This is a genomic window from Methanoculleus marisnigri JR1, assembly GCF_000015825.1.
Classification (GTDB): domain Archaea; phylum Halobacteriota; class Methanomicrobia; order Methanomicrobiales; family Methanoculleaceae; genus Methanoculleus; species Methanoculleus marisnigri.
This window is the reverse complement of record NC_009051.1, coordinates 1984992-2011670: the sequence shown is the minus strand read 5'-3', so window position 1 is coordinate 2011670 and position 26679 is coordinate 1984992. Positions and strand designations below refer to the sequence as shown.

Below are 26679 nucleotides of genomic sequence, written 5' to 3'. Positions count from 1 at the left end.
GCGTTTTCGAGTAACGGCGGTTCCGGGAATCATCTTCCACGACTGGCGGGAGCGGAGCGACCGGCAGGAGTTCGAGAAAACGCGAAGCGTTTTCGAGTAACGGCGGTTCCGGGAATCATCTCTTACCCTCCCTCTTCCGGGGCTTCGCCGTTATCCCCGGCCTCCCTGAGCGTGAACACAAACGCTGCCCCTTCCTCCGGGCGGCCCGCCACCCGGTCTTCCACCCAGATCCGGCCGCCGTAACGGGCAGCAAGCATCCGGCAGATCGAGAGGCCGAGGCCCTGGCCGCTCTCCCGGCCCTTCCCCTGCTCAAACCGGGAAAAGATGGCTTGCTTTGCCTCGTCCGGAACCCCCGGGCCGGTGTCGGCGACGGTGACGAGGACAAGCCCGTCTTCCCCGGCATCCTCGACGGTTATGGTGACCTTGACATCCGGCCCGCCGTGTTTTGCGGCGTTGGCGATGAGGTTCGTAAAGAGTTCGGGCAGGAGGTCGTCGGCGAGTACCGTCACGCGTGGTTCCTCATACGCGATGCGTGTATCCGGGTGGTGCGCGATCTCCTCCCGGATCACCCGGTCGAGGTCGACCGGGCGAAACGCCGTCCGGCTCTCGCGGATCCTGCGGATCGTGGCGACGTTCGCCGTGATCTCGATGCTCTTTCTGATACCGGCCCGGAGTTTCTGCAGGTAATCCCGCTCCTCCCCGGCGAGCGTCTTGCCGAGCAGTTCGGCGTAGATGTTTGCGATGTTGTCGGCGTTTTTGATGTCGTGGGTGAGGATGTCGAGGTAGAGGTTCGCCTCCCGGTTCGCCGCCTCGAGCCGTGAGTAGAGCATCCCCCGGAGAACCCCGCTCCCGACCTCACGGCCGATCGCTTCGAGAACCCGCCGGGTTTCCTGCGGGATCTCCGGTGCGGCGGTGCTCCCGAGCACGAACGCCCCGACGACGGAGGATTCGGCGGCGAGCGGAATGAAGGCCAGGGAAGCGACGCCGAAGTCCGCGAGGAGATCCAGGTCCCGGCCGGGCGCATCTTCTGTCCCCTCAACGAACCACGGTTGCCCCGCGACGAATACCCGGTTGTAGGGCCAGTGCCGGACGTTGAGCCTCCCGTTATGCATCAGGGCGAACTCGGAGACCTCCCGGTGGCACCGGATGATCGCCTGCATCCGTTCTCCCTCCTCCAGCATGTAGATCGACCCGACATCGAACCCGAGGTTGTCGAGCGCCGCATCGAGCGTGTTTTCGAGCAGTTCGTCCAGGGTGAACCCGGATGCCGAGGCGGCGATGACCGCGTTCAGGACGGCGAGCCTCCTGTTCCGGATACGAAGCTCTTCCTCAGCTCGTATCCGTTCCGTGACGTCGGCAAGCGAGAGGACCAGCCCCAGGACGCCTCCCTTCGCATCCTTCACCGGCACGAGACTCCAGTCCCAGTAGGTCGTCCCACGTTCCGGCTGGTCAACGTACGCGAACGGTTTTGCGTGTATCCGGAACGGCTCGCCGGTATCCCGAACCCGCTCAAAGATCGCCTGGTTCTCCGGGTTCGGGAAGAGGTCGAAGTGATTGCGGCCGAGAAGTTCCTCCTTCGCATGCCCGGAACCTTCTGTGTAGGCGGTGTTCACGCGAACGAACCGGAAATGGGGATCGAGGTAGGCGAGGTGGACGTCGGTGTACTCCATGACCGTCCGGAGGATGTCGCGTTCTGCTGCGAGGTTGGCCGCGAGCGACTGGTTCTCGGCGAGCAGCCGCTCCTGCTCCGCGTCCACCTGAAATCTCTGGGTGATGTCCCGGGCGAGCCACCGGATCTCCGTAAGGCCGCTCCGGTCGTCCCGGATGGCGGTTGCCGAGAGGGAGACGGGGACGGGCTCTCCGGTCGCCGGCTGCACCCGGACCTCGATCTCCCGCAGGGGGCCCGGGGCTCCGCTTTCGAATCGGGCGACGAGGTCACGGCAGGCCTTCCTGTCCCCCGGGACGATGTGATCGGTGCCGGCCGTCCCGATCAGGGTTTGCCGGTCTTTCGCGAGGAGGAGGGCTCCCGCCCGGTTCACGTCGAGGATCGTTCCCTGCGGGTCGCAGACGAAGTAGCCGTCGGGGGCGAGTTCGAAGAGTTCCCGGTAGCGGTTTCGCTCCTGTTCGAGACGGCGGTAGTTCTCCTCGCTCTTTTTCCTCGCGGTGATGTCGCTGACGAGGAGGAGCACCGCGCCGCTATCCGGGACCCGGACCGAGCATGCCACCCACCGGTCGGGAGCAATCCGGCATTCCAGCCCGGAGATTATCTTCCTTTCCCGGATCGCCGCGATCAGCCGCCCGGCTGCCCCCTGATCGGCGATGAGCGGTGCGAGGTGGGTGCGGATGAGCGCCATCGCGTCCGCCCCGGTGAGATCCCTGTTGTCCGGCAGCGATAGAAGGCTTTGAAAGATCCGGTTGACCCGTACCACTCTCCTGTCGCCGTCGAGCAGGAGCACGCCGTCTTCGAGTTCGTCGAGGGTGGCGCGTGGGTTGAGCACTTCATCGGATGCAGGTGTGGATGACATGGTGGGTTCGGCCGTTCTGCGTATCTGGGGTGGAACCTGATCGACGGTAAGCTTTGGCATGGGATGTACCAAAAGGAGCCAGTTCCGTACAGGCTGGTATTTCTGGTTGTGCATGAAGATTTTACGGTCTGTTCATATCGGGCATATCCTGCGCAGATAGATACCTTTATATCTTTTAGCGCATATGAGTAATATGTTACAACAGAGGTGAACAGCAATGCCAGGATTTGATGGTACCGGGCCCCAGGGTATGGGGCCGATGACCGGGCGGCGCATGGGCCGGTGCGTCCTGCCGCCGCAGCCGCCGGCAGAGGGCAACCCTGCCGGAGAAACGAACGAGACCACCCAGCAGGCTCCGGCCCAGCAGCAGCCGGTTTACGGCCTTGGGCGAGGCGGAATCCCGTACGGGTGCGGCCGTGGCCGCGGCTTCGGCGGCGGACGCGGGCGCCGGTGGTGAACGCCTGATGCGAGCTGGTGCGGGCCGGATTGCCATCCGGCCGCCCCTCGCGGAGCCTGCCGGAGTACAGTGAGCATGGCGGCAATCATCGATCCGGAACTCTGCACCGGGTGCGAGACCTGTGTGGGTGCCTGTCCGGCCGGAGCAATCCGGATGGAAGACGTGAAGCCGAAGATCGACACCGGGCTCTGCATTGACTGCGGCACCTGCGTCGACGAGTGTCCGACAGGCGCTGTACGTCTCGAGTAGTGCCGGCCGGGCAGGGTCCTGCCGGTGGAAAACAACTATTTTTACGTAATTTTACACGAATTGCTACACCTGCAGGGTCCTTTGCCGTCAAACCCGGGTAGGATCATCCATGCCCGCATTCTGGAGCATGAGTGGAAGAGCAGGGAAAGAAGGGGTTTGGTGCCGTTAGCATGGCGAGGATCCCGGTGATGCGTGCAGACAGGATTCCCCCTGCCGGCCCGTGGCTACCAGCACCGCCGTCCGCGGCCCCGTCCCCCGCCGAAGCTGCGGCCGCGGCCGCCACCGCGTGGCAGCCCCCCGCGGCCGAGACCGTAGACCTGTCCCGGGTAGGGCGAGTACTGAACGCGATAACCCCCAACGGGGCCCCACACGGGCGGCCACGGTCTCCGTGCGGTAGGGTTGCAATAGCCGAACCCGCCGCCGGTCAGCGGCCCCTGCCCTCCTGGTCCTGTACCGTCAAATCCTGGCATGATTCATCTCCTTGCGGGCGTACTCTCGCCCGCCATTATTACTCATATGTTCGCAAGTATATATATGTTCTTGTAGCGGCGAGCGAAAAGGCAGGTGTTGGTGTTCTGGACGTTGCCTGCCGGGATAGCCCGGAGAACCATGTTATCGCGGCTGAAAAGTTCGTGGCTCCGCTCTTTCCCCATTATGATGATCTCTCGCACGAGAAGATCGAAGCCGTGCTGCCGGTTCAGGCACTTCGTGCCCTCGATGCCGGCGGTTGAGAGGGGATCTATTCTTCGTTCCCGGAGTTCGGCAGGGCGTTTCTTGCTTCGCGGGCAAAAGCAAGCGTCCGCTCAGGGTTGCGGACACCGTCTTTCCTGACGCCGGTATGCACGTCGACCCCGTAGGGGCGGACCTTCCGTATCGCCTCCCGAACGTTCTCCGGTGTAAGCCCTCCTGCAAGTATGACGGGAATTGTCGAGTTTGCGACGATTGCCGCGCTGATGTTCCAGTCGTGAGGGATCCCCGTTCCCCCGAGTTTCTCACGGGTCCTGGTGTCGAGGAGGAGTGCGTCGGCGTAAGGTTCGTAGCGTTTTGCCGCCGCGACGGCCGATGCGTCCGTCACGTGAACGGCTTTCACGATCGTTACGTACGGGAGAGCGTCGCGGACGGCGTCCAGTTCGGTGGGTTCAATGATGTTCTGGACCTGCAGCGTCGTGCAGCGCGACTCTTTCACCAGCCCGATAAGGTCCTGTGTCTCCTGCAGGTGGGTGACCGCGACCGGTTCGACGAACGGCGGGAGACGGCGTACCATCTTCGCGGCTTCTGCCGCCGTCACGAAATCGCTGCTCTGGTGGGTTACGCCCATGATGAACCCCACGGCGTCGCAGCCCGCGTCGATTGCGCACCGCATATCCGCAAGGCTGGCAGTTCCGCAGAATTTGATACGCATGGGGATCACTCTGTCGGCATAGGGGATAGGGTATTTGCACCTTCAAAGGCTGCGACGGTACCCTTCCCCCTGAACGTAGGAACCCCATGATGAGCTGGCGGACCCTAGGTTTTACCCCTCGGATGGAGACAAGATCGCCTCCTCCTACCACTATCCACCTGAGCCTGAACGAGTGTCCATCTGGTGGAGACTGCAGAGTGTATATCGAGAAGTTGTATACAGTACATGGCGATTCTGGAGATATATTAAGAAAAATTGGTTCTAGGTACTGGTGGTTCTCATCGGCATATACGTTCATCTCGTGGACCCGACATTCGCACTGTAGCGCGGCTAGTTACCGACCCGGTATGCAGATGACCCGAACATCTCCGAAGGTTTTCTTAATCCCCCGTTCCCACTCTAAATATCGCCTTTCGTTCACTTGCACTTTGAACAAGACGACGATGATGGAATTATAGTGCTGTGAATACCGCACCAGTTTATCGGCGATCGTTTGCAGGTCTTTGGAATACGTGGGTCCCTTCACCTCGATAGCAATATCCTGAACGACAATATCCGGCCGGGATGAGCCCGTCTGCACCTCAATCCGGGCATCGGGAAACATCCCCTTGAGATATCCTTGCAACTCGATATGGTACTCCCACTCGCTTGCGTAGTCGCGTGACGGCCTGAACGCTTTAATGCGGGTCACGAGCCGGTTCACCAGTTTCCGCGCCTCCGCCTCCTCCCGGTCCCTTTGGGCGACCTCCTCTAATTGCTCCCGTGGAACCCAGACAACCTTACCCTCTATCGTCCGGTACTCCTCCAGCCCCTGCTGCCGCTGGAGGTTCGCATACTCCCGCTCTTTACGTACCCGCTCCTCCCCCTCCCGCGCGAGGCGCTCGGCAGCGCGTGTATCTTCCCGCACCCAACAGTACCCTACCCCAACAATTACGACTAGGCACACGCCTCCGATCAGCATGAGAGGAAGTGCGTTTGCAGAGATCCAACTCATTATAGGTGGAACGGCAAAGACCCAAAAAACGTATAACCCAACAATTGCCAGGCCGATACCTCTCACGACATCGGCATATCTATCATCAGAGCCCATCAATCTGAGATTGTATTTTCCTAAAATAAAGGTAGTCAATTATTCTCTGGATTGCCAAATATATAGATCGATACAGAGATAAATTGGAAGAGCGGCAGGAAAATCTAGATAAAGATCCAGCAGATATCAAGAAAGCGTATTCCGCTAAAATTTTTGAGGAGGCCACTTGAAGGTCAAATCGCTGATTTTAAAGAAAGGAATAAGAAGTCTAGTCTTTTAGCCTTCGGCGGGAATTGAACCTGCGACCTTGTCCTTACCAAGGACATGCTCTACCGGCTGATCCACGAAGGTGCTGTCTCACGTACGCGATGCCTTGGAATGCAGTCTATAGAATAATCTCGCAAGGCTTCAGCACATGCTCTGTATCTCATGATTTCTTTCAGAAGCGAAGACATCAGAAAAGTTGCTCGAAGTGCCCCCGCCCGGATTTGAACCGGGGACAACCAGATCTTCAGTCTGGCGCTCTCCCAGTCTGAGCTACAGGGGCTTCTGCCTTACAGTGTTGTCGGTCGTTCCTAATAAATACTGTGTTGCCCCGGGACGGCGGGGCGGGAGCGGGCCCATAACCGCCTTTTTATCACGTCGTACGCCGATATAAAGAACAATGGGCGGAAGCGATCCAAAGCCGGATGCCCCGGGCGGAAACCTCATGCAGGCGCTCTCCGGGAGGACGGAGAACGTCGTGCACCTCACGCACAACGACCTCGACGCCGTCGGGAGCGACGCCATTCACCGGAGGACTTACGGGAAGGTCTTCACCGTCTGGTCTTCGGTCGGCAAATTCCTCTCCCTCTTCGACGCTGTTGCCGGCTCTCCGGGACGGGGGGACCTCCTCAGCATATCGGATCTCGGCTACCAGCAGGGTGTCGAGCAGCGGCTGGCGAAGGCGCGCTCCAACGGGTGGCGAATCGAGTGGCGCGACCACCATCGCTGGAAGGACGAGGAGATCCGCGCCGTTGATGCGAAGACAAGTCTCCTCCACGTCGACGTTTCCACCTGCGCGACCGGGATCGTCGCCCGCGACCTCGCCCCCGGCGACCCGGTGGCCGAAGAGATCGCGCGGGTCGTCTGCGACTACGACCTCTGGAAGCACCAGGACCCCCGGTCGAAGATGCTCGGCCAGGTGGCGATGCGGAAGGGCTGGCGGGAGTACGTCCGCGACAACTTTGTCCGGGGAACGATCGTCGACGCGAGGATCGAGAGCGAGTACAGCGAGATCGTCCGGGAGATGGAGCGGGACATCAAAAAGAGCATCCGGCACACCACCATCATCGAGGACGGCCGCTACCGGATCGCGTTCGCTCCCCTCTACGGCTACCCGAGCGAGACCGCTCACGCCATCCGCGAAGAACTCGGCACCGAGATCGAGGTGATCGTCTCTTCAAGCGGCCGGATATCCATCCGTTCCGTCTCCCCCGTCAGCCACCTCATCGCCCGGGAGTTCTCCGGCGGCGGCCATCCCCACGCGGCGGGGGGAACGTTTACGTTCACCCTCCTCGACCGGCTCCTCTTCTGGCTTATAAAGAGGAATCGCCACTACCGCCGCCTGGCGGAGAAGGCGGAGTCTATCGAGGAATGAACGCCCGCTCGACGAGGCTCTTCCAGTAGTCCGGGCAGTCGTCCTCGCAGTAGCCGCCCGCCTCGAGCATATCCGGGTCGGCGAGTTCGGCCGCGGCCGCCGCGAGATCCTTTCCCTCCGCATCGAGCAGGACGAGTTTCCGGACGCGGAACCGGTCCATCAGGTCCGGTGCCCGGTCGAGCACGGCCGCAGGGAGGACGAGAGTGTCCTGGTATTCGAGCAGGAGTTCCAGGTCGAAGGTTCCCGGGTTTCTCGGGAAGAAGAGGACTTTTCTCCCCGCAAGCACCTCGAGTTCGATCGCATCCGCCACATCTGCGACCAGAACGTGGCCCTGCACGCCCTGATCGCGCATTTCCCGCATCAGCCGGGCGTACAGGTCCGCTATCGTCTCGGAGAACTCTTCCTCGTCTCTGATACTAGCATCGCGAAACCCGAGCCTTTGAGGGGCGGGGAGAGCGACCCATGCATCTTTACGTCTTGCCCTGACAAATCGGGCATCGTCGGCCACGGTGGCCGGATCGATCCCCGGCTCGCCTACGAGCACCCCGTCCTCCATGCCGAGGAAGGCCCCGCTCAACCGCTCGCCGTAGAAGATGCCGCCGGCGGCCGGTACCGCCACGCCTTCCTGGACGTCGAGCGACCGCTCGAGCCGGTAGGTGGTAAGATCCGCTTCCACCCCTCTCTTCCCCTTCAGCCACTCCGCGAGCTCCGGAACGGCAGGCATTCCTACCTCGGAGCCGAACGATCTCACCGGGATTCTAATCTGTCGTGCCATGCGCTGGTATCTTTATTAGCATCGCAACCAGAGTAAATAAGGATGAGTGGTAAGCCGTTGCTGGTAACGTGCGGGCTCCCGTACACGAACGGTCCCTGCCATATCGGGCACCTGCGGACCTACGTGCCGGCGGATTTTTACGTCCGGTATATGCGCCGGTCCGGGGAAGAGGTCGTCTTTGTATGCGGTTCCGATAACCACGGGACGCCGATCGTGATCAGCGCCGAGCAGGAGGGTTCGACACCCCGTGTCCTTTCGGAGCGGTATCACGAGCACTTCTACGAGACGTTCCGGCGGATGGACGTCGTCTTCGACCGGTTCGGGATGACCGACGACGCCATGAACCACGAGACCACCCGCTCGATCGTCGAGCGGCTCATCGAGAACGGCTACGTCTACGCAGAGACCGTCAGCCAGAGTTACTGCCCGGACTGCGAGCGGTTCCTCCCCGACCGCTACGTGGAGGGGATCTGCCCCCACTGCGGGGCGGTCGCCCGGGGCGACGAGTGCGACCAGGGGTGCGGGCAGCACCTGGAGCCCGGCGAGATCAAGGACGCGATCTGCAAGGTCTGCGGGGGTAAGGCGGAGTACCGGGAGCAGGAGCACTACTTCTTCAGACTCTCGGCGTTCCGCGAGTTCCTCCTCGACTATCTCCCCGCCCTTGGGGGCACGTCCACCGCCCGGAACTACGCCCTCGGGTGGGTGAAGGAACTCCTGCACGACTGGTGCATCACCCGGACGCTGGACTGGGGCGTGAAGTTCCCCGGACGCGACGACCTCGTCGTCTACGTCTGGGTCGATGCGCCGATCGGCTACATCTCGTTCACGAAGGAGTGGGCACAGAAGGCCGGCGCCGACTGGAAGGACTATTGGTGCGGCGACGAGACAGGCGTCACGCACTTCATCGGCGGCGACATCATCTACCACCACTGCATCTTCTGGCCGGCGCTCCTCAAAGGGGCGGGCTACGGCCTCCCGAGTGCGGTGGTCGCGAGCGGCATGGTCACGATCGAGGGCAAGAAGTTCTCGAAGTCCCGTGGCTACGTCGTCTGGACGAACGACGACTACCTCGACCAGGGTCTCCCGGCGGACTACCTCCGTTACTACCTCCTCTCCTACACGAACCACACGAAGGAACTCGACTTCTCCTGGAAGGTCTACGGCGAGCGGGTGAACAACGAGATCGTCGGGACGCTCGGGAACTTCATCTACCGGACGATGTACTTCGCCGAGAAGGAGTTCTCAGGCGTGCCCGACCTCGCTCCGCGGCTGGAGGTCATCGAGGAGATCGAGCGGTCGCTTGCCGCTGTCGATGGCCTGATGCGGGACTACGACTTCAAGAACGCCGTCGATGCGATGATGACGCTCGCATCGTTCGGGAACGGCTACATCCAGAACAACGCCCCCTGGAAATTGATCAAGGAAGACCGGGCCGCGGCAGAGCAGGTGATCGCCGACTGTCTCCAGATCGTCAAGGCGCTCGTCCTCGTCTTCGAACCGCTGATGCCTGACGCGATGCAGCGGGCCTGGACGATGCTCGGCTACGGCGACGATATCGCGGACCACGCGATCGCCGAGGCCACGGCGCCGGTGGGAGCCCGGCCGCTCGCGAAGCCCTCTACCCTCTTTGCGAAGGTCGAGAAGGATCAGGTCGCCGCCCTCGAGGCGACCCTCAACGAGCGGGTGGAGAGGGCAAATGCGGCGGCCGCACCGAAGATGCCCGTCGTCTCGATCGAGGAGTTCGGCAACCTCGATATCAGGATAGCAAAGGTCGTCTCGGCCGAGCCGATCAAGGGCTCAAAGAAACTCTACAAACTCGTCGTCGACCTTGGAAGCGAGAAGCGCCAGGTAGTGAGCGGCATCGCGCAGTTCTACGCCCCCGACGAACTGGTGGGCAAAGACGTGGCGCTGATCGCGAACCTCGCCCCCGCAAAGATCTTCGGCGTCGAGAGCCGGGGGATGATCCTCGCCGCCGGCGACGAAGCGTCTCTCCTGGTTCCTCTCCGGCCGGTCAAGCCGGGGACGAAAATCCGTTGATCGGCTCGATCCGGCCAACCCTGTTTTTTCCTGAAAACGTGAATCGGTCTGGACGTCCTAGAGATGGCCGAGCGCCTCGCGCCCGGTCATGCCGACGGCGACCCCGCGCTCGGATGCATGCCTGTTCGCCCCCTTGATCTCGCCGCGGAGGAGGTCATCGACGGTCTCGATCGAGGATGCGCCTCCTGCGGGTTTGACCCGCGCTGCGGGGTAGCCGAACTTCTCAAGCGCATCGATGTCGAACGCGCCGCAACCGACCATCCCCGCATCCGTCACCACCGCCACGATGTTCACCGGGCCGAGGGGTATCACGTACCCGTCGGCGTCTTTTCCGGCCAGTCTGACCGTTTCGTGCTTCATGAGATGTAATTGGCCATCCGCCGTCATCAACCCCGCGGTTCTGCGGCACGCGGCGAGAAGCATCCCGTGGATCGGATGCTTGTATTCCTCTTACGGAAAATGGTATCAAAAAACGACGGGCCTGGGGGGATTCGAACCCCCGACGTCCGGGTTAGAAGCCCGGCGCTATGTCCTGGCTAAGCCACAGACCCCTGTGGTATTCCCATACATTTTGGTCGCCCGGGGTTATTAACCCTTTGAGGAGCCGGGACGTCTCAAGTTCCGTTCCGTTGGAACGTCGCAACTCGCACCTGACGGTGCTCATGCTCCGGCCTTTCGGCCCGTCGCGGCTCGAAGCCTGACGGCTTCTCGAGCTCCTTTCCCTTCGGGAAAGTCGCACAAAAAAAAGGAAGCGTATCATCCGGCGCGGTAACATGCCGACCGGATGATCTCGACCTTCGTCGGGTCACCCCACTTCCGCCCTTCGACGTCGCGGGCGATGGTCGTTCCCCGGAACTGGACCTTGATCCGGGCGGACATCCGCTCCCGCTCCTCGAAGAAGAACGGGTTGGCGACCTCGATCCGTTTCATGCCGATGTTGAGGACGAGGAGGTCGACCATGATCCCCGGGTCTCCGGGCGAGAGGTCTTCCTCGTTGACCGACGTTATGAAGATACACTCCCCCGGGGCGGTCTCGGTCAGCGTGATGATGTTGTGAGCGCTGTTCAACTCGAGGGTGCGGGCCTTGCCGCTCTTGAGTTCGGCAATGACCGACGGCGAGATTCCGGTTAACGCTGCGTACTTCATGGTCATCACCCGTACATCGGCAGCTGCTCTCTCCGGGGCGAGGCCTCGGTCTTCTGCACCTGTTCGGCGATCTGGGACATCGCAGCCTCGATCTCCACCGCCTGTTCGAGCAGCGGCTGGATGTCAAGATTGAGGCCGTAGATCTGGTTCAGAACCTCGATCGTGGCCGCGGACGACCGCGGGTCGGGGGTGTTCACCGTCTCACCGAGCAACCCTATCCCCGGGATGCCCCGCGTCTTGCACTCCGTAAGGATGCTTGCCGCGACGCCGGAGATGCTCCCCATCGGAAGGATGATCGTCTTCTCCTCGACGTGCTGCAGCGCTCCGCTGCTGGTCGCGACCCCGAAAACCCTCTTTTCCGGTTCGTTCGTGATGATCCCTGCGATCGTGACGACCTCCTTGATGTCGAACTGCGCGAGCCAGTCCATGATGCCGTTCGCCACCTCGTAGCAGATCGCCGGGTGGATGGGAACGTCGGAGATGACTGCGGCGAGGTGATCCTTCTCGTAGAGACGTACGGGAGCGTTAATCACGCCCTTCGACATAAGGGCGACCGGAGGGAAATATTTGCTCGTGATCGCCCCGATTTGCTCGAATTCCATCTGCTCGACGAGATATTGCAGGGCAATACTCCCGACGAGCCCGCTCCCGGGAAAGCCGATCAACACTGTTTTTTCGGCGCCGGCGAGCGCTCTGGATATGACCTTTATATCGTCCATGGGATCAATCACTCACTCCTGGATTAGTTTAACATAGCTGGATGTCCCTTAAAAATATTATGCAGGAATACCAGATCAAGCGTGGATACACAAAACAACTCGCAGAATCCATGATTCAGGGTCTCCGTGACCAGTTCGGGATCGAACCCCGTGCGGCGGAGGACGGTCATTACGCCATCTCCTACGGAGCGCTCCTGCGTCTTGAGGTCTGGTTGGGCGCAGGAGGCAAAACCCTGATCGTCGATACCGAGGCGGGCAAGGACGCCGACGACGAGACGATCATCGACACCAACCGCCGGTTCAGGACATATCTCCAGCAGGTGACCGGGTATACGGCGAAAGAGCGGGCGAAGAAAGCACAGCAGGCACTGAAGGGAAAGGAATAACCGGATTCTTCTCTCTCCGGCAGGGCGTTTCTTCTTTTTTTGCGGGCTATTACTCCGCATTCTTCATTCCGATTTTCGGTGCAACGAGGTAGCGTGCTCCTACCGCTCTGATGTCGTTGCCTGTCACTTGTACGCAGGTCATCTCCTGCTTCAGTTTTATGGCTGGGTACACAAACCCATGCACGGCTTTCCATTGGCTATCGCCACGCACTGCCCCCGCCCCTCAGGTGCGGGGAACAACTGCCGGGAGCGGAGCGGACGGCGGGAGTTTGAGCACCGTAGGTGCGGGGAACAACTGCCGGGAGCGGAGCGGACGGCGGGAGTTTGAGCACCGTAGGTGCGGGGAACAACTGCCGGGAGCGGAGCGGACGGCGGGAGTTTGAGCACCGTAGGTGCGGGTGAGGAGGCCGGAGGCCGGGAGGGGTGGGGATTACAACTATCCTCGTATGAGGTGGAGACAGGGGAGGGGGAGTTACCCCCCTTCCCACCTGACGGTGGTCGAGCTCCGGTTCTACGAACCATCGCACTCCCCGTCGGCCCCACCCCCAATGGCGATACCCCCACGGTCCACCGTACCGGGCTCTTCCCTCGCTTTGGTTGTTCAAGACGCATGTGACGGACAATGGCCTTCATCCTTATCGCATACCAGATCCTCTGCCCCGGCTCCACCGCCGACTCTCCATGGAGATACGAGGGACGTGGGGGATGGACGCTTAAAGAACCGTGCTCGAAAAACAAACGTAAAAAAAGTGAGTATCCTACTCAATCACGATCGCCGGCTTGAACGGCAGCGCCCCCGAGGCCTTCGGGTGCGTGCTCGCCTCGGCGCTCTGAACCTTCACCGGCACGCCGAACTCGTGCTCCAGGAACTCCCGTGCGCCCTCGAGGACGGTCTGCTCGTCGAGCGGTGACGCTTCGAGTTGCTTTACGAGGTCGGGCGGCAGTTTCAGCACGAGTTTCGTGATCTGCTTCGCGGCGTCCGTCGCCTCGCGGCCGCGCTTGCGCATCTCCTCGTTCTGCATGATCTCGCGCACCACTCTCGTCTTGTCGGCCGAGGCCGCGATGATCCGGAAGGCCTCGTGCTTCCATGCCGGGGCGACGAAGAGGCTGACGGACGCGGGCTCCATCGGGATGAGCTTCATGATCGACTCGATATCCTCGACCGTCCGTGCGAGGAGCTCCTCGGCGAGCTCGATCCCCGGGCTGACCCGCGCCTCGTCCACCTCCGGCCAGGGGGCGAACGAAACCATGCCCTCCCCGCCGACATCTTTCCAGAGCGCCTCGCAGGTGAACGGGACGAAGGGGGCAAGCAGCCGCACCCATGTGCGGCAGAGGTCCTGCATCACCGCCCCGGCGCCTGCGCCCTCGGGCAGGCGGCGGCGATACCACTTCAGGTCGGCCTCCACGCCGAAGAACGCCTCCTGCAGGGCCTGCCTTGTCTGGAATCCCTCAAGCGCCGCGGTGGCGTTCTCGATGCGCCGCTGGAGCCTGCTCGCGAGCCAGGCGTCGATATCGTGGGCGCCGGTCGCCCCTTTCGCCTCCGTAACGGTGTTCCAGAACCGCTCGATCTGCTTTCTCGTCGACGAGACGAGTTCGTTCCTCCAGTCGAAGTCCTGCCAGGGCTCGGCGCTCCCGACGAGGAACATCCGAACCGTATCGGCACCGAACTCCTCCACGGCGTCCTCGAGGAGGAAGACGTTGCCCTTGCTCGAGGACATCTTCGCCCCGTTCAAAAGGCCCATCCCGAAGACCACCATGCCCTGCGGCTGCAGCTCCTGCGGGAAGATCGCCCGGTGGTGGAAGAGCTGGAAGGTCAGGTGGTTCGAGATGAGATCCTTTGCCGAGAACCGGTAGTCGTAGGGGTACCAGTAGAGGAACTCGCTCCGGATCGTATCGAGGGTCTCGCGGTCGACCGTGGTCGGGTCCCCCTCGCCCTTGAAGATGTACTCGAAGACCTCGGGCGTCAGGTTCTCCGGCGGGATGGCCTTCAGGTGATGGGCGATCGTGTAGTAGGCCATGTAGATCGTCGAGTCGGAGAGCGGCTCGATGATCCAGGTCGGGTCCCAGGGAAGTTTTGTCCCGAGCCCCACCCGGCGGGTGCAGGCCCAGTCCTTCAGCCAGTCGACCGTCCGGTCGAACTCCGTCCGGACCTCGGGCGGGACGAGCGCCATCCGCTCGAGCTGGGTCTTCACCTGCTCCTTCCAGCACGGGTCGCTGTATTCCAGGAACCACTGGTCGTGCAGGATCTTCACAAAGACCCGCCCGCCGCACCGGCAGGTGACCTGGCGGTTGTCGAACTCGAACATCGGGATCGAGCCGTACCGCTCCATCATCACGGCCGCAACGTCGTCCCGGGCCTCCCGCACCGGCTTTCCGCCGTACTTCTCGAAGACCTTCCCGCGGGAGAACTCCGCGCTGTAGACCTCCTGGGTGAGCGCCTCCATCCCCGGGTCGTTCTGGTCGCGGATGCCCGCCCGCTCGACCGCGTCCTTTGCCGGAACCTCGCCGTAGCCCTCGACGGAGATGAGCGGGATCGGCCGGATGGACGTGTACTTCCCCTGCTGCTGCAGGTCGCGGAGCGCGATGTAATCGAACGGCGCGTGGGCGGGAACGCTCATGACGATCCCGGTCCCCATGTCCGGGTCGACGAATGTCGCCGGAAGGACGGGGACGTCGCCGGAGAGCGGGTGGGAGACCGTTCCATCGACGAGGGCCGTCCCGGGTATCTCCTCACCCACGCGGACGTCGTGGTCCTGCAGGGCAAGCTTCGCCGCCGCTTCCCGGCTCAGGATCCACTCCTCGCCGTCAAGCGTCACCCGCACGTAGGTGACGTCCGGGTTCACCCAGAGGTTCGTCACGCCGTAGACCGTCTCGGGCCGGAGGGTTGCGCAGGGTATCCTGGCGCCGTCCCAGGAGAAGACCACCAGGGTAAACTTGATGATCTCGGCCTTCTCGCCCTCGAGGAGGTCGTGGTCGCCGACCGGGTTCTCGCACTGGGGACAGTACTTGACCGGGTGGGCACCCCTGACGACGTGCTCTTCCTCATGCAGGTGCTTGTACTGCCACTCGATGAACTTGCTGTACTGCGGGTCGACGGTGATGAACCGGCGCCGCCAGTCGATCGAGAGCCCGCACTTCTGCATCACGCGCCGGTACTCTTCCGAGAAGTGCCGGACGATCTCCATCGGGTCGATGAACCGATCGAGGATGTCCTGCGGCACCCGGTAGAGGTCACGGTAGAGCCCGATCGTCGTCGTGTCCCCGTTTGCGATCCTCTTCGAGATCCCGATGACCGGGGTGCCGGTGACGTGGAACGCCATCGGGAAGAGAACCTCTTTCCCCCTCATCCTCTGGTAACGGGCGAGGACGTCCGGGACGATATAGGTCCGCCCGTGCCCGACGTGCATCGCCCCGCTCGGATACGGGTACGCCACGGTCAGGTAATACTTCTCTTTCTCTGCCGGGTCGGCCTCGAACGCGTGCTCCCACCGGGCGATGCACTCCCGTTCGTTGCCCTGCATATCTAATCCGCTCACTCTAAGCCTCCAGATTCTGGTTCCTCATGTTCGGCCTGTATCATACCGGTCTTAACCGGATCGTCTCGCCCTCGTTGTAGCGCTTGATCATCTCCTGGGCGATCGTGCTGTTCTTGGCGAGGAGGATGTCCCCCTCCTCGTTCACCGTGGCCGTGAAGAGATACTCCTTCCCGGCGAAGACGTCCACGATCTTGCCCCTGTTCTCGGGGGATACGATCGTCAGCTGTTTTTTGTCGAGACGGATCTTGATGCCGCCGACAAGCTGCATCTCTTCCTCGACGGGTTTCTGCGCCTCGAGTTCGCTTTTTGGCCGGATATCGATCCCGATACCGAGTTTGTTCACGATCGCCGAGACGTTCTTGCCGCCCTTCCCGATCGCCGCCGGGACGTCCTTGTCCTCGATGTAGACGACGGCCTTGTTATCGCTGATGATCCGGACCTCGACCGGGCCGGTCGTGTACCGCCCGATCTCGCGCTGGACCTCTTTCTCGGCAACCTTCCAGGTGACGTTCTCCTCGGGCTCCGCAGCCGGTGCCGCGACGACCGGCGGCTCCGCCGGTGCGGCGGCCGGTCCTGCGGCGTTCCTCTTCCGGCCGAGGGGCATCACCAGGGTCTCTCCCTCGTAGCGGAAGATCTCGATCTCGGGTTCCCGCCGGGCGTGGTCGCGGACGACGATCACCGGGCGGATATGCACGTCGCCGGGCATCCCTTCAGGTGCCTTGATCGCCAGCTCGAGGTCGTAGATCTTCGTGATCGCGCCCTGAACAACGTAGATGACGGTGTTGATGATCTGCGGCAGGATGCTGTAGTCCACGCGGTCGCAGAACCGCCGGAGGCAGTCGTGCACCTCCATGGCATGCACCACGCCGACCATGCCCATCCCGGCGAGGCGCATGTCTGCATAGACGTTGAAGTCCTCGCTTTTGCGGATCTCGTCGAAGATCACGTAGTCGGGCCGGACGAGCAGGAGGGCTTCGGCGGTGTTCGCCATGCTGCCCTCGAGCGCCGTGTACTGGGTGATGTGGTCGGGCACCTGCAGGTCGCGCGGCGCCTCCATCGTCTTCACGACGAAGTTGTTGTCGGCGAGGAACGTCGCAAGGCTCTGGGCGAGGGTGGTCTTCCCCGCGCCCGGCGGACCTGCAATCAAGACACCGCGGCGGTTCCCGAGGATCCGCTGCTTGATCTCCGGTGCCATGTCGTAGTCGTCGAGCGAGAGGTCGACGAGCGGCCGGACGACCGTGATCTCCATCCCGTCCGAGAACGGCCGCCGGGCAATCGAGATCCGGAGCGACCCGATCTGGACGACCGTGATCCCCCGCTTCTCGAGTTCGATGAAGCCGTCCGGGTCGCGTTTCGCCCGCTCGAGGAGTTCCTGCGCCATGCCCTTGAGCTCGTACTCGGTCATCGGCGCATCCCGGAGGGTTACCAGGCGGGTATCCCGGAGTTTCCCGATCTTTGCCACCGGCTGAGCCCGCTCCTTAAGAGTTATCGCGATCGTCTCCTCATCGAGGTACTGGTCGATCGAGAGCGGCGAGAAGTCGCCGATCTGCGGCCGCAGGTAGGTGACGTCGAGACCTTTGGCCTTTGCCACCTCCGCCTGCACGAGATCGCTCGTGATGAACCGTGCATCGTGGTCGATCGCGACGTTCCGGATCAGGGCATCGATCTCGCCCCCGCTGGAGAGTTTCACCTGGTCGAGGCTCGGGCGTTCTCCGGAAAACCGGAGTTGGATGACGTTCTCTCCCGACATCCGGAAGAGTTCCTGGAGTTCGTTCAGACCGGAAAACCCTATCTCCCGCCCCTGATTTGCCTGGGCCTCCAACTCGGCGACGACGGCTTCCGGTATGATTATTGTTGCGCCCTTATATTCTCCGGTTTTTATCAGCGATGTTATGCGTCCGTCTATCACGACGCTTGTATCGGGTACAATTTTCATAAAAAATCACCATAGTAATGAGGTCATTCACCCTTATTAGCGTATACCTTCTCCGGATCGAAGACCAATCCGGCGATCTCCTCCCCTTCGACCGTCCGGTAGAAACACGAGGCGTGACCGGTATGGCAGGCGGCGCCGGTCTGCTCCACCTCGTAGAGGATGGCGTCCTCGTCGCAGTCGACGAGGATGCGGCAGATCCGCTGGACGTGTCCGCTCTCCTCTCCTTTCTTCCAGAGTTTCTGTCTGCTCCTGCTGTAATAGTGTGCATATCCGGTGGTCCTGGTGAGTTCCAGCGCCTCTGCGTTTGCATAGGCGAGCATCAGGACATCACGATTCCGTCTTTCCTGCACGATGACAGGCACCAATCCGTCCTTGAACTGTATCTCCATATCTATTCACATTCCCGCGATTGCCTTCATAATTACAAAGAGGATATCTCCCATGAACAGTGCGGTCAGAAAACCCGCAGTGATTGGTATGATGAATGGAATGCCGTAGGATATCCAGACCCTGCCGGCCTTCCTGTAGAGGGCAATCTCCCTCTGGTAGTCTTTTGGGTGCAGCCTGAGATCTTTTGTGTATAACCGCCGCTCCCCCCGCACGATACGCCCGAGCGATTCCGTAAATCCGACGAACCGTCTCACCAGTCTGCCGTCCTCCCCCTCCTCGATATCTTCCATGACGAAACCGAATTCGTTCTGGATCGATCTTCCGTCTACGGGAAAGCCGAGCAGGAGGCAGGGCAGCGGGGCCCGGTTCCCCTCCAGGATGTTCTTCGCGAGTATTGCGACGGGTGCCGCGATATTGATGAGCACGGCGTTCGTCAGCACGCTGAACGGGAAGAACCCGAGGGGCGATGCACCGAAGAACGGCTCGAGCGGGTAGAACGGGATGCATGCGGTTATGATGATGAGCGCGTATGCATCCGCCCCCCCGAAGAGGTTTACGGCCTGGAAGAGGTAAAAAAATCCGCAGAAGACCGCGACCAGGACGAGGTACCCCACCGCCGCCTGCCAGTCCGCGAGGATGGTCAGTCCGTATACCCAGACGGCCGCCGGGATCGCGATCGCGAGTGCGGGACGCCAGGTTTTGTGGGGCACCCGCCGCTCCTTTGCATCCAGGATGGACGCATATATGAGTGTGATCCCTACTGCAGCCGCTGCAATCATAAGGGGAACAGTTACCACGGGCGGAAGAATCATGGGCGGGTACCTTATTCACCTGTTATCTCTTATTTCTGGCGATCTTTCTTTGTGAAGGATCGCTGCCGTTTCGATGCATTTTCCGGCTGGATCCGGCACCATACGGCCACCTGCCGCCGGCCGGAGCGGTTCATGCGTCCGGTTCTTCGGCCGCAATTCCCTCCGCGGTCGGAAACCTATCAGGGACTGTTGCGCGTAAACGGTCTCCTCCCGACTTCTGGATACGTCTCTTTCTCAAGAATATTAGTTAGAATCTTGATTCCATTATCACAAGGTATTAATAATAGCATACTGATGTGATATATTGTGATAGGGGGTAAAAATCCCCTCTCCGGCATAAAAACCACAAAATATCGTACCTGAAGATCTGCATGGACATAAACGACCTTATGGACGAGATCCTTCAACAGTCGACGAGCGAGGGACACTTCACTCTTGACGAGTTGCTGCACTACAGCAGCAGCCATTCCCCGACCGGAATAGGGGTTTCGAAAGAGAAGGGACAGACGTTCTTCCTGATTTTCTCCGGAGGCGAACCGGACGGTGCCATGTTCGTCGATACGATGGGGACACTCTTTGGAGACTCGGCCGTCCTGCGCCTGACCGGGGGGGAAGAGTTCGAACTCTTCCCGGTGACGCCGCCGATTGTCGACGCGCTGGTTTCACGGTGCAGGGTCTTTGAAAAAAGCCACCTGAAGAAGAACGGTTGCCTCGACATCCCGACCGTCGGTACGCCTGCCCGGCAGCGGATAGGTGTGCTCAGCCTGATCGTGCGCGACGGCCGGACGCCTCTTGCCGGAGCCCACGTCGCGATCCGGAAGGGAAAACTCGTTATGACGAGCGATGTGACGGATTCCGGGGGGAAGGTCAGTTTTCGACTGCTCAATGGGCGCTACATGTGTGTGGTCTCGGATCGGATCGGAGAGCGGACACGGTGCATCATCGAGTTCCATGAACCTCAGGTAGAAGCGTACGTTGATATTGGGGGCACAGAGGATGAGTTCAGGTGAAGATGAAGAACGTGAATTGATAGCAGCAGTCAGGGGCCTTCTCGCACAGCCCGGGAAACAGGAGACCTGCGACGGAAAAACCACGGCGGAGAGCGTCGATATGGGTTTGCCGTTCCAGTCCCCGGAAGAGGATGTGCGGGAAGAGACGGTTCCGGAGGAGGTTGCAGAGCCCGTTACCGATGATATGAACGAGCAGCCGGAGCCTTCGCCAGTGCAGGAGCAGAAGAGCGCGGAGATCCCGCAAAAGAGCGGGGGGATCCGTTCGCTCATCGACACGGTGGCGAGGTCGGGCGACACCGCCGCACCGCGTGCAGCCGGCAGCAGAGATCCGGTCAGGGCGCTCCTCGACCGGATCGGTCGGGGCAAGGGGGGCAGCGCCGAAGAGGTCGTGTCCACCCCGATGGTAGAGACACACGATCTCCATGCGGAGCCGAAGATGCCGGGCGATCCGCCGGCGGCGGTTGAGGATTTCGGGGCGGAGCAGGATGTGCCGGCTTCTTCCCCCGGGAACCATACCCCTGCGGGAATCCTCGATCGGGTGAAAGGGTGGAGTGAGGGTGATGAATCCGGCACCCCCAAACCGAAACCCCGCGTTGTGGGAGACGTCGATGATCCCGGAATCGGAGGAGATCTATCCGACGGCGTGGTAACGGTAGAGGAGCTCGGGAACCTGGCGGATCTGATCCTCCCGAAGAGCGCGACGTTCACGATCGATGAACTGAGCATCAACCGCAATGAGCACCATTTTGATTTCGTCGACAATGCCAGGGTCGTGTCGGAGTTCGACGATATCTTCTCCCAGTCCCTCTCCTCCACTTCACTTGCTGCGGCTGCCGCACAGGTGGTGACCCCCGCCGAAGAAGTTCCGCAGCCCCGGTTCGGATTCCTCAAAAAGATCCAGGTGCCGAAAGTCGGCGCCGTGGTCGAGGAGTACAACCCTGCGTTCCACGGTCAGCTCGTCGAGCTCACGATGCGACCGTCACCGGGGGTGGAGGAGATCGAGCTCTACCCGGTGAACGAACCGTATGCCTATGTCCGGGTGACCTACGACAGCACGACGCACGAGTACACCTATAACGTCATCGAGCCCGTGCTCACGCCCGGGGAGGAGCAACTCTTTTCGGAGATCAAAGAGCGGCTCTTTGAGACGCTCAACATTACTTCCCGTGACCTCACCCGTGACGAAGCGAGGACAGCGCTCCGCGAAGCGGCGAACATGATCATCGCCGACTACGGAATCCGCCTCGAGCCTCTCGGGCGGGAGAAGATTCTCTATCACGTTGAGAAGGAGTTCCTCGGCGACGGGCTGATCGACCCGGTGATGCACGACAAGTACATCGAGGATATCTCCTGCGACGGCGTGGACAGTGCCATATTCGTCTATCACACGACCTACGAATCGATGAAGACGAGCCTCGTCTATCACGACGCCGTGAGTCTCGACTCGTTCGTCACGAAACTTGCGCAGCGGGCCGGGAAATACATCTCGATCGCCGAGCCGATGCTGGATGCCACGATGAGCGACGGATCGCGTATCCAGATGACGCTCGGGGCGGAAGTGACCGCTCACGGTTCGACGTTCACGATCCGTAAGTTCCGGGAGGAGCCGATCACGCCGACAGATCTTATCGAGTGGCACACCTTCTCGCCGCTTGGGATCGCCTTCATCTGGCTCGCGGTCGAGAACGCCAAGTCCTGCATCTTTGCCGGCGGGACGGCGTCCGGAAAGACGACGACCCTGAACGCCGTATCGCTCTTCATCCCGCCGCTGGCAAAGATTGTCACCCTCGAGGATACCCGGGAACTGAAACTGCCTCACCCGAACTGGATCCCGAGCATCACCCGGGACTCGTTCTCGCAGGACGGGCGCGGCGAGATCGATATGTACGAACTCCTGCGTGCTGCGCTCCGGCAGCGTCCGGAGTACATCCTGGTCGGTGAGGTCCGTGGCAAGGAGGCCCTGACCCTCTTCCAGGCGATGAGCACCGGTCACGTCACCTACGCGACGATGCACGCCGACTCGGTGGCAAGCGCCGTCCACCGTCTGGAGAACCCGCCGATAGACGTGCCGAGGAACATGCTCTCTGCACTGAACCTGATGTCCATCCAGGTGCAGGCCCGTATAGGCGGTCAGCGGATCCGGCGGAACAAGCAGCTCATCGAGATCCTGGATATCGATCCCCGGACGAACGAACTGATCACGAACGAGGTCTTCCGGTGGCATCCGGCAACCGACGAGATCCGGTATTCCGGCAAATCCTACATCCTCGAACAGATCATGGAAGACCGGGGCTGGAGCGAGGAGCGGATGCGTGAAGAGCTGAAACGCCGGCAGGAAGTCCTTGAATGGATGCGTATCAAGAAGATTCGCCATTTCAAGGACGTGAGCAAGATCCTGGTCTCCTACTTCCGCGATCCGGAGACGGTCGTTCAGCGGGTGCGTGCCGACCTCTACGGGGAGGGTGGTTCCGCATGAACAGTTACGAGCGGTTCTGCTTCAACCTGATCGGGCACGGCCTGAAAAAGAAGCGGGGAGACTACATCAGCCTCCGAAACGACCTGATGGGAGCCCGGATGAATACGCCGTTCGAGGCGTATCTTGCGACCGCTTACGTTTCCTCGGTCGCCGTGGGGCTGGCCGCCGCCGCGCTCCTCGGGCTCCTGGCCTACCTCCTGCGGATTCCCGATATGATCGTCTATCGCGGAGCGGTTCCGGAAGTCCTGTATGCGTTGAACGACTACAAGATGCTGCTCGGCACCGTTGCCATCACGGTCATTTCTCTCCTGGTGTTCGGGGGGATAACCTACCTGATCTACCTCCTCTATCCGGGTATAAAGGCAGGAGAACGTCGCCGGAATATCGATGCCACCCTCCCGTATGCCATTAACTACGTCACCGCCATGTCTTCGGCCGGGATCACCCCCGACGAGGTCTTCCGGCTGCTCGGCCAGAGCACGATATACGGGGAAAGCGCCGTCGAAGCGCGCTACATCTCCCGGGAAACCGATTTCTTCGGGAAGGATCTTCTCGATGCCCTGCGGACGGTCTCGCAGGCGACGCCGAGCGAACGGATGCGGGAGTTCCTGCAGGGAGCCGTTGCGAGCATCTCCAGCGGGAGCAACCTCACGGAGTACTTCCGCAACAAGGCTCACCAGTACACGCTCGAGAACAACCAGCAGCAGAAGTCGTTTTTAGAGACGCTCGGGCTGATCGCGGAGTCCTACGTCACCGCGATGGTCGCCGGCATGCTCTTTCTGATCATCCTGCAGTCGGTGATGACGATCCTCTCGGGCGACTCGGATCCGTTCTTCCTCTACGTCATCATCTACATGATTGTGCCGTTCGGGAGCATGATGTTCGTCGTCCTGATCAGTTCCATGACTCCGGAGGTGTGATATGGGATTTAAAGATCTTTTCAATGATTTCTTGAACAGGAGACCTTCGGATCAGGAGAGGATCCCGGAGGATACTCCGGATGCCGACCGGTTCGTGGAGCAGGACCAGGAGATCTTCGGCAGGATTGAGAACTGGCAGAAGTACCAGGAAGGGTTTTACCGGTTCCTCAAACACCCGTTCAGGGTGATGATGGAGGAGCCCTACACCGTCCTCTTCGTATCCGTCCCGGTTGCGCTGCTCCTCTTTATCGGCGGGTTCGTGAGCATGGTGACGTCCTACGGCATCGGCGCCCTCTTCACGACGACGATGATCGACGACGTCTTCGTCTTCGCGCTCCTCATTGCCATCGTGCCGCTTGGCCTTCTCGATTTCAAGGAGGCGTGGCGCGTATCGAGCGTCGAGGCGTCCCTTCCGAACTTTTTCCGGGACGTGGCCGGGATGAACGATTCAGGTATGACGCTCCCGCATGCCATTCATATCGTCTCGGAGGGCGAATACGGGGCGCTCACACCGCACATCCGCAAACTCGACACCGAGATGTCCTGGGGTGTCCCGTTCGTGGAGGCCATCCGCCGGTTCGGAAAGACCGTGAATACCCCGCTCGCGGAGCGGAGCGTCGACCTGATCGCCCACGCGAGCTCCGCCGGCGGTGACGTGAGCGAGGTGCTGCGGGCGGCGGCACACGATGCTTACGAGTTCTTCAACTTAAAGACGGAGCGCAAAAACGGGATGATGATCTACATGATCATCATCCTGATGTCGTTCTTCGTCTTCCTCTTCGTCATCGGGGTGCTTTCGGGCACCTTCCTCACCACGATGGCGGAGGCGGGGGAGGCGGTCTCTGCGTCGGGCTCGAGTTCGGCCCAGTCGTTCATGGGCAACGTGGACCTCTTCCTCTACAACCGGATCTTCTGTCACTCCGCGCTGATTCAGGGATTCTTCTCGGGGCTGGCGGCGGGCATCATGGGCGAAGGCCGGGTGGTCGGTGGGCTGAAGTACTCGGCGCTGATGGTCATGATCGCCTGGATCGCGTTCCGGTTCATCATCTGAGAGGGCATTTAAGAAGAATGGATCTTCGGGCTAACCCGGTCCGAAGCGAAGTCGGGTGTTGGGCATCGAAGCCTAACACCGACCGACATCGTATTTTTTCCAGTACCATCGTAACGCGTCACGTTCCACGCATTTTACGAAACCATCTTTGCCGTTGCAGTATCCCTCTCTATCCCCGGGATACCGCACGGCAGGTTCCGACTTGAGAGCGGCGTATGCGCAACCGACATCGGAATGGGATCTCAGATAATCCCGAAAGGCCAGATGCCTTGTAATGTTCTGGACATTATCGTACTGGAAGGCGTGTATCTGGTGGGTGCGGTTCTCCCCGCCCTTGCGAAAGTAGCGTCTTCCGGGTATGCCGAGTTCGCCCATGGCTTCATAGCCGATAGCCTCGAATTGCCCGGATCTCTCGTCAACCCGCTCGATGTCAAGGACAACCGGCATGATATCGATGATGGGTTTTGCCCGGAGGCCCGGCACCGACGTGCTGCCGATATGAAAGATCTGCACCAGATTCTCTTTCAGGATATCTTCTATCCGGCGGGCTTCCGTGCGAAAGAGATCCGGCCAGACCGGATCGTAATCGACGACCCTTACGTGTATGTAATCGAGAACGGTTGCGTCCGATGGAGAGATCTTTCTTTCACTCATTCTCTATCACTCAGACCGGCGATCAATGAAATACTTCATGATCGCATCCATATCCACGTGCTCCTCGAAGTGTCGGGCCAGGTCGTCGTAGGATGCCGCGGCCCCGAGGGCGGTGCTCTCCGCCGTCACCGGCTCGAAGGCTACGCCCCGCCGCTTTGCGAGGTAGGCAAGGAGGGCGTTTGCCGCACCGGGGTTCTGGAAGAGGCCGTGCATGTAGGTCCCGAAGACCAGGCCGTCGGGGGTTGAGGCTCCTTCCCCGGCGAACGCTTCGGAGAGGTCGCCCCGTTCCGTCTCCCCCATGTGGATCTCGTAGCCATCTACCTCCCCCATCGCCGGGAGGATGGGGCCGGGGCCGGTCGCCCGGCGCCGGACCTGCACCGTCGTCTTGCGGTAGCCGGTAAAGGCGGTGACGACATCGAGGAGCCCGAACCCCGCATACTCTGCAGGGTTCTCAGACTCGATGCCGGCATCGACGATCCGGCGCCCGAGCATCTGGTAGCCGCCGCAGATCCCGATGATCGGGACGCCCCGCTCCCGGGCGAGCCGGAGTTCCTCCCCCACGCCGTGGCGGTTCAGCGCGGCGAGGTCCTCGACGGTGTTCTTCGTTCCAGGGAGGATGATGCAGTCGTAGCCGGAAAGCGTTCCGCCGGGCGGGACGTAGTCCACTGCAACGTGCTCTTCGAGGAGTTCGAAGTCGGTGAAGTTCGAGATCCGGGGGAGGCGGACGACGGCTATCCTGACCGGCGTTCCGGTCTTCCGGTCCCTCTTGTCGGCGATCGAGAGCGAGTCCTCGCTCGGGAGGGGGATGTCGGCGAAAGGCACCACCCCGAGCACCGGGACGCCCGTGAGTTCCTCGAGTTTCGCGACGCCCGGGGCGAAGAGCCCGGGATCTCCCCGGAACTTGTTGACGATGATCCCGGCGACGAGGGGGCGGATATCCTCCGGGAGGAGGGCGAGCGTCCCGTAGACCTGGGCGAAGACCCCGCCCCGCTCGATATCGGCGACCAGGACGATGGGGAGACGGAGCGAGCGGGCGAGCCGTATATTCGCGATGTCGCGGTCGTAGAGGTTCACCTCCGCCGCTCCCCCGGCCCCCTCGACCACCACGTTCCCGAACCGGCTCCGAAGCCGCTCGAACGCGGAGACGGCCTCGGCAAGAAGCGTATCGGTCTCCCTGTAGTAGTCCCGGATCTGCACATCCTTATATGGGCGGCCGAGCAGCACCACCTGCGAGACCGAATCCCCCTTGGGTTTGAGGAGGATCGGGTTCATGTCGGCCTCCGGTTCGATCCCGGCCGCAAAAGCCTGGACGGCCTGGGCGATCCCGATCTCGCTCCCGTCGACCGTGACGTAGGAGTTGAGACTCATGTTCTGGGATTTGAACGGCGCAACCGGGATCCCGCGCCGGTAGAGCGCACGGCAGAGCGCCGCAACGGTCATACTCTTGCCTACGTGGGATGCTGTTCCGAGCACGATGAGAGACATTGCCGGCAGAAGAGTTGGGCACGACGGGTTATTAAGGGCGGGGT

22 protein-coding genes and 3 tRNA genes are annotated in these 26679 nt (G+C 61.3%); 9 read left to right on the top strand and 16 right to left on the bottom strand.

Annotated features, from left to right (window positions below):
- Positions 1–122: 122 nt before the first annotated feature.
- Positions 123–2525 carry a PAS domain-containing sensor histidine kinase gene (locus tag MEMAR_RS09980; protein ID WP_011844855.1) on the bottom strand — a complete coding sequence of 801 codons (2403 nt, stop codon included), beginning with the start codon at positions 2523–2525 and terminating at the stop codon, positions 123–125.
- Between the two features lie 217 nt (positions 2526–2742).
- On the opposite strand from MEMAR_RS09980, the gene MEMAR_RS12800 reads away from it, so the two are divergent.
- Both MEMAR_RS12800 and MEMAR_RS09975 read left to right on the top strand, forming a co-directional pair.
- Positions 2743–2982: a DUF5320 domain-containing protein gene (locus MEMAR_RS12800; RefSeq protein ID WP_081432613.1), complete on the top strand. Its 240-nt coding sequence runs from the start codon at positions 2743–2745 to the stop codon at positions 2980–2982.
- Positions 2983–3057: 75 nt separating this feature from the next.
- Positions 3058–3231 carry a 4Fe-4S binding protein gene (locus MEMAR_RS09975; RefSeq protein WP_011844854.1) on the top strand — a complete coding sequence of 58 codons (174 nt, stop codon included), beginning with the start codon at positions 3058–3060 and terminating at the stop codon, positions 3229–3231.
- A gap of 739 nt (positions 3232–3970) precedes the next feature.
- On the opposite strand, the gene MEMAR_RS09970 is transcribed toward MEMAR_RS09975, so the two are convergent.
- From MEMAR_RS09970 to MEMAR_RS09955, 4 genes are all read right to left on the bottom strand, one after another.
- Positions 3971–4633: a phosphoribosylanthranilate isomerase gene (locus MEMAR_RS09970; protein ID WP_011844852.1), complete on the bottom strand. Its 663-nt coding sequence runs from the start codon at positions 4631–4633 to the stop codon at positions 3971–3973.
- A gap of 334 nt (positions 4634–4967) precedes the next feature.
- A complete protein-coding gene (locus tag MEMAR_RS09965; RefSeq protein WP_081432629.1) occupies positions 4968–5723 on the bottom strand; it encodes an RNA polymerase-associated RTF1 family protein in 756 nt (251 codons plus the stop codon).
- 218 nt (positions 5724–5941) lie between these two features.
- Positions 5942–6014: transfer RNA gene (locus tag MEMAR_RS09960), tRNA-Thr, on the bottom strand.
- Positions 6015–6136: 122 nt separating this feature from the next.
- Positions 6137–6210: transfer RNA gene (locus MEMAR_RS09955), tRNA-Phe, on the bottom strand.
- A gap of 117 nt (positions 6211–6327) precedes the next feature.
- Between MEMAR_RS09955 and MEMAR_RS09950 the strand changes: the two genes are divergently transcribed.
- Positions 6328–7302 carry a phosphoesterase gene (locus MEMAR_RS09950; protein WP_011844850.1) on the top strand — a complete coding sequence of 325 codons (975 nt, stop codon included), beginning with the start codon at positions 6328–6330 and terminating at the stop codon, positions 7300–7302.
- Here MEMAR_RS09950 and MEMAR_RS09945 read toward each other — a convergent pair.
- Positions 7289–8077, bottom strand: a complete 789-nt coding sequence (locus MEMAR_RS09945) for a hypothetical protein (RefSeq protein WP_048063832.1) — start codon at positions 8075–8077, stop codon at positions 7289–7291. The genes MEMAR_RS09950 and MEMAR_RS09945 overlap by 14 nt on opposite strands.
- Positions 8078–8119: 42 nt before the next feature.
- Between MEMAR_RS09945 and metG the strand changes: the two genes are divergently transcribed.
- Entirely contained in the window at positions 8120–10114 is a 1995-nt protein-coding gene (metG, locus tag MEMAR_RS09940) for a methionine--tRNA ligase (RefSeq protein ID WP_011844848.1), read from the top strand.
- 57 nt (positions 10115–10171) lie between these two features.
- On the opposite strand, the gene MEMAR_RS09935 is transcribed toward metG, so the two are convergent.
- The 4 genes from MEMAR_RS09935 to MEMAR_RS09920 form a co-directional block, all read right to left on the bottom strand.
- On the bottom strand, positions 10172–10474 hold the full coding sequence (locus MEMAR_RS09935; RefSeq protein ID WP_048063831.1) for a YunC family protein: 303 nt from the start codon (positions 10472–10474) through the stop codon (positions 10172–10174).
- Between the two features lie 116 nt (positions 10475–10590).
- Positions 10591–10665, bottom strand: a tRNA-Arg gene (locus tag MEMAR_RS09930).
- A 205-nt stretch (positions 10666–10870) separates the two neighbouring features.
- Positions 10871–11260 carry a DUF473 domain-containing protein gene (locus MEMAR_RS09925; protein WP_011844846.1) on the bottom strand — a complete coding sequence of 130 codons (390 nt, stop codon included), beginning with the start codon at positions 11258–11260 and terminating at the stop codon, positions 10871–10873.
- A gap of 5 nt (positions 11261–11265) precedes the next feature.
- Positions 11266–11979 (bottom strand): proteasome assembly chaperone family protein, encoded by a 714-nt coding sequence (locus MEMAR_RS09920; protein WP_011844845.1) that lies wholly within the window; start codon positions 11977–11979, stop codon positions 11266–11268.
- A gap of 41 nt (positions 11980–12020) precedes the next feature.
- Here MEMAR_RS09920 and MEMAR_RS09915 point away from each other — a divergent pair, with 41 nt between their 5' ends.
- Positions 12021–12365 carry a DUF5611 family protein gene (locus MEMAR_RS09915; RefSeq protein WP_011844844.1) on the top strand — a complete coding sequence of 115 codons (345 nt, stop codon included), beginning with the start codon at positions 12021–12023 and terminating at the stop codon, positions 12363–12365.
- A 758-nt stretch (positions 12366–13123) separates the two neighbouring features.
- Here MEMAR_RS09915 and leuS read toward each other — a convergent pair.
- Genes leuS through MEMAR_RS09895 form a run of 4 tightly spaced genes read right to left on the bottom strand, consistent with a single transcriptional unit; the run spans position 13124 to position 19039 of the window.
- The gene (gene leuS / locus MEMAR_RS09910) at positions 13124–15901 is read right to left on the bottom strand and encodes a leucine--tRNA ligase (protein ID WP_011844843.1); all 2778 of its coding nucleotides are present in this window, start codon (positions 15899–15901) and stop codon (positions 13124–13126) included.
- Between the two features lie 40 nt (positions 15902–15941).
- The gene (locus MEMAR_RS09905) at positions 15942–17837 is read right to left on the bottom strand and encodes a PINc/VapC family ATPase (protein ID WP_011844842.1); all 1896 of its coding nucleotides are present in this window, start codon (positions 17835–17837) and stop codon (positions 15942–15944) included.
- A gap of 23 nt (positions 17838–17860) precedes the next feature.
- Positions 17861–18226 carry a phosphoribosyl-AMP cyclohydrolase gene (gene hisI / locus MEMAR_RS09900; RefSeq protein WP_011844841.1) on the bottom strand — a complete coding sequence of 122 codons (366 nt, stop codon included), beginning with the start codon at positions 18224–18226 and terminating at the stop codon, positions 17861–17863.
- Between the two features lie 6 nt (positions 18227–18232).
- Positions 18233–19039 carry an A24 family peptidase C-terminal domain-containing protein gene (locus MEMAR_RS09895; RefSeq protein WP_011844840.1) on the bottom strand — a complete coding sequence of 269 codons (807 nt, stop codon included), beginning with the start codon at positions 19037–19039 and terminating at the stop codon, positions 18233–18235.
- A gap of 371 nt (positions 19040–19410) precedes the next feature.
- On the opposite strand from MEMAR_RS09895, the gene MEMAR_RS09890 reads away from it, so the two are divergent.
- The 4 genes from MEMAR_RS09890 (at position 19411) to MEMAR_RS09875 (ending at position 24496) form a co-directional block, all read left to right on the top strand.
- Positions 19411–20049, top strand: coding sequence for a hypothetical protein (locus MEMAR_RS09890; RefSeq protein ID WP_011844839.1), 639 nt, complete (start codon positions 19411–19413; stop codon positions 20047–20049).
- A 100-nt stretch (positions 20050–20149) separates the two neighbouring features.
- Positions 20150–22525, top strand: coding sequence for a type II/IV secretion system ATPase subunit (locus tag MEMAR_RS09885; protein ID WP_011844838.1), 2376 nt, complete (start codon positions 20150–20152; stop codon positions 22523–22525).
- Positions 22522–23445 (top strand): type II secretion system F family protein, encoded by a 924-nt coding sequence (locus tag MEMAR_RS09880; RefSeq protein ID WP_011844837.1) that lies wholly within the window; start codon positions 22522–22524, stop codon positions 23443–23445. The genes MEMAR_RS09885 and MEMAR_RS09880 overlap by 4 nt, the downstream gene beginning before the upstream one ends.
- 1 nt (position 23446) lies before the next feature.
- On the top strand, positions 23447–24496 hold the full coding sequence (locus tag MEMAR_RS09875; RefSeq protein WP_011844836.1) for a type II secretion system F family protein: 1050 nt from the start codon (positions 23447–23449) through the stop codon (positions 24494–24496).
- Positions 24497–24568: 72 nt separating this feature from the next.
- On the opposite strand, the gene MEMAR_RS09870 is transcribed toward MEMAR_RS09875, so the two are convergent.
- Positions 24569–25150 carry a GrpB family protein gene (locus MEMAR_RS09870; RefSeq protein ID WP_011844835.1) on the bottom strand — a complete coding sequence of 194 codons (582 nt, stop codon included), beginning with the start codon at positions 25148–25150 and terminating at the stop codon, positions 24569–24571.
- 6 nt (positions 25151–25156) lie between these two features.
- Positions 25157–26635 carry a cobyric acid synthase gene (locus MEMAR_RS09865; RefSeq protein ID WP_011844834.1) on the bottom strand — a complete coding sequence of 493 codons (1479 nt, stop codon included), beginning with the start codon at positions 26633–26635 and terminating at the stop codon, positions 25157–25159.
- Between the last annotated feature and the right edge of the window lie 44 nt (positions 26636–26679).